Annotated in this window: 2 protein-coding genes; one reads left to right on the top strand and one right to left on the bottom strand. The window is 72.4% G+C overall.

The genetic code is table 11. The features are described from left to right. Positions 1-2,412 (top strand): lysylphosphatidylglycerol synthase transmembrane domain-containing protein (locus GWK61_RS53385; RefSeq protein WP_194922053.1); only part of this gene is annotated, 2,412 nt, incomplete at its 5' end. 49 nt (positions 2,413-2,461) lie between these two features. Here the strand turns inward: GWK61_RS53385 and GWK61_RS53380 are convergent. After that, positions 2,462-3,139, bottom strand: coding sequence for a response regulator (locus tag GWK61_RS53380; protein WP_194922051.1), 678 nt, complete (start codon positions 3,137-3,139; stop codon positions 2,462-2,464). Between the last annotated feature and the right edge of the window lie 187 nt (positions 3,140-3,326).

The raw sequence follows: 3,326 nt of genomic DNA, 5'->3' as shown, positions 1-3,326 counted from the left end.
GCCCCCGACCCCAATCGCCGCATCCGCCTCCCCGCCGACCGCCTCCGCCTCATCGGCGCCGTCGCCCTCGCCGTCCTCCTGGCGCTGGCCGGCGTCGTGGGTCACCGCGCGGGCTGTGACCTGCGTCAGGAGATCCTGCACCGTGCCGCCGCCTTTCCCCGCTTCATGCTCAACGTGGTGCAGGTGCTGGCGTTCCTCTCCGTCATCGGCGTGCCGGTCGCCCTCGCCGTGGAGCGCCTGGTCAAGCGGGAGACCGTGCTGGTCGTCGATGCCGTCGGCGCCGCGACCGTTGCCTACCTCGCCGCGTTCAGCGTCAACGTCATCACCTCGCACTTCCAGGACTCCGCCGTAGCGCAGGCCATCGGCGGCGCGACGCCGATGCAGGTCCAGCTGGCGGTCGGCGTCGCGGTGGTGACCGTGCTCGGGTTCAGCCGCAGCCAGTACCGCACGCTCTTCCTCACCACCGCCGCGCTCGGCGGGCTCGCCGTCGTGCTGCTCGGCCAGGACTCCGTCACCGGCGTGTTGCTGTCGGCGCTGCTCGGCCAGATCGTCGCCACCGCCTGGATCTCCGTACGCGGCGTCCTCGACACCCGCCCCGGCATCGCGCGCATCCTCGCCGAACTCGACCACGACGGCTTCCGCGCCCACCCCGGCTCGGTCCGCGTCCTCGAACCCGGCGCCGACGGCGCGCGACGCTTCCGCGTCGCCGTCACCGCCGCAGCCAACGGCCACGCGGCCGCCGAAGAACAGCACCACCCCAAACAAACCCTCGACCTCTCCGTCCTCGACCAAAGCCAACGCGCCGCCTACCTCGCCTCCCGCCTCTGGCAGTGGATCCGCCTGCGCGGCCCGGTCCGCCGCCGCAGCTTCTTCTCCCTGCGCCGCACGGTCGAGAGCGAAGTCCTGATGGCCATGGCCGTCGAAGCCGCGGCCATCCGCACCCCGCGCCTGCGCTCGGCCCGCCAGGTCGACCAGGACACCGCCCTGCTCGCCTACGACCACCTCGACGCCCCGCGCCTGGCCGACCTCTCCGACCGCGCCTGGACCCCCGCCCTCCACCACGACGTCTGGGCCCTGTGGCAGCACCTGCGCAGCCGCCAACTCGCGCACCGCGAACTCACCACCGACCATCTCCGCCTCGACCCCGCCGGCTGCCTGTGGCTCACCGACGTCGGCTACGGCGAGATCACCGCCGAGGACATGCTCTGCCGCCTCGACGGCGCCGAACTCCTCGTCTCCCTCGCCCTGCGCGTCGGCCCCGGACGCGCCACCGAAGAAGCCGTCGACGCCCTCGGCCCCGCGACCGTCGCCTCCCTGCTCCCGCTCATGCAGCCGATCCTGTTCTCCGAGGACACCACCAAAGCCCTGCGACGCCACCGCGCCGCCGGCGACCGCGCGGACGTCGTCGGCGCCATCCGCGACCGCATCGTCGCCCTGCACCCCGAGGCGGACGTCCAGCCGGTCAGCCTGGAGCGTGTCAGACCTCGAACTCTCCTCAGCGTCGTCGGCGGCGCCATCGCCTTCTACCTGCTGGCCACCCAGCTCACCGGCTTCCAGGTACCGAAGCTGAACACCTGGCAGGCCTGGGGCTGGGTCGTCGGTGCCGCCGTCGCCTCCGGCCTGACCTACGTCGCGGCCGCCTTCAACCTCCTGGGCTGCGTCAAGGAACGCGTCCCGGTGGGCCGGACCATCACCGCGCAGGTCGCAGCGGCCTTCGCCGGCCTCGTCGCCCCCGCGGCCGTCGGCGGCCTGGCCGTCAACACGCGGTTCCTACAACGCGCCGGCATACCCGTGGCGCGTGCCGTGACCGCCGTCGGCGTGTCGCAGGTCATCGGCTTCGCCTGCTACCTGGTGTTGTTGCTGTTGTTCAGCGCGTTCGCCGGGAACCACCAGAAGGAGTCCGGCGGCCTGTCGGCGATCACGCCCTCTGCGACGGTCACCGGCGTCGTCATCGCGCTGGCCGTGATCGGCCTGCTGATCGCCGCGATCCCGCAGCTGCGCGCGTTCGTGATCAGCCGGGCCAAGCCCCTGGTCACCGACATCGGGCCGGAGCTCCTGCAGGTCGCGCGCTCCCCGCGCAAGCTGGCGCAGGCGTTCGGCGGCGCGGTGGGGCTGCCGCTGGCGGCGAGCTTCTGCCTGTGGGCGTCGGTGAACGCGGTCAGCGGGAACGACGTGAACCTGGCCGCGATGGGCGTCGCCTACCTGGTGGCCAAGGCGGTCGGCTCACTGGTCCCGACGCCCGGCGGCATCGGCGGCGTCGAGGCGGTGCTGACCGCGGGCCTGACCACGGCCGGGGTGCCGTCGGCGGTCGCGGCGACGTCGGTGATCGTGTTCCGGCTGCTGACGTGGTGGCTGCCGGTGATCCCGGGATGGTTCGCCTTCACGGCGTTGCAGCGTCGCGGCGCGCTCTGAAAACACGGACTAGCGAAACAGCGAAACAGCGAAACAGCGAAACAACGAATCAGTGCCCTGACCCCGGCCGCACCAGCCCCGACTCGTACGCGATCACCACGACCTGCGCCCGATCCCGCGCCCCGAGCTTCGTCATGGCTCGGTTGACATGCGTCTTCGCGGTCAGCGGCGTGACGAACAGCTGCCCGGCGATCTCCTCGTTCGACAGCCCGGCGGCGACCAGCGTCACGACCTCCAGCTCGCGCGCGGTCAGCGCGTCCAGCGGAGCGGTGACGGACGGCGTGTCAGAAGGCTGAGCCAGGAACCGGGCGATCAGCGCACGCGTCGCGGCGGGGGAGAGCAGTGACTCGCCGCCGGCGACCGTGCGGATCGCCCGCAGCAGTTCCTCCGGGTCCACGCCCTTGCCGAGGAACCCGCCGGCCCCGGCGCGCAGGGCCTCGGCGACGTACTCGTCCTGCTCGAACGTGGTGAGAATCAGAACCTTGACGCCGGCCAGCGCCGGGTCGGCGGCGATCAGGCGGGTGGCCTCCAGACCGTCGAGCACGGGCATCCGGATGTCCATCAGCACCAGATCCGGACGCAGCTCCTCGGAGAGCTTCGCCGCCTCGCGGCCGTTGCCGGCCTCGCCGACCACTTCGAGATCCGGGGTCGAGTCGATCAGCAGGCGGAAGGTGCCGCGCAGCAGGGCCTGATCGTCGGCCAGCAGGACACGGATCGCCGCGCTCACGCGATCGCCTCCGCCGCGCCACCGGCCAGCATCCCGGTGCCGGCGTCGGCATCACCACTGCCGGCCGCGGCACCAGATCCAGCCCCGGAACCGGAAGCTCCAGTCCCAGCCCCGCGCGCACAAAACCCGATCCCACACAACCCACCCCGCGCCGCCCGCTCCGGCACCGCTCGCCCTGGTTCTGGCT

Origin of the sequence: Catenulispora rubra, assembly GCF_015356825.1 — a bacterium.
GTDB lineage: Bacteria > Actinomycetota > Actinomycetes > Streptomycetales > Catenulisporaceae > Catenulispora > Catenulispora rubra.
The sequence above is the reverse complement of the archived record's forward strand: the minus strand, read 5'-3'. Positions and strand labels throughout refer to the sequence as shown.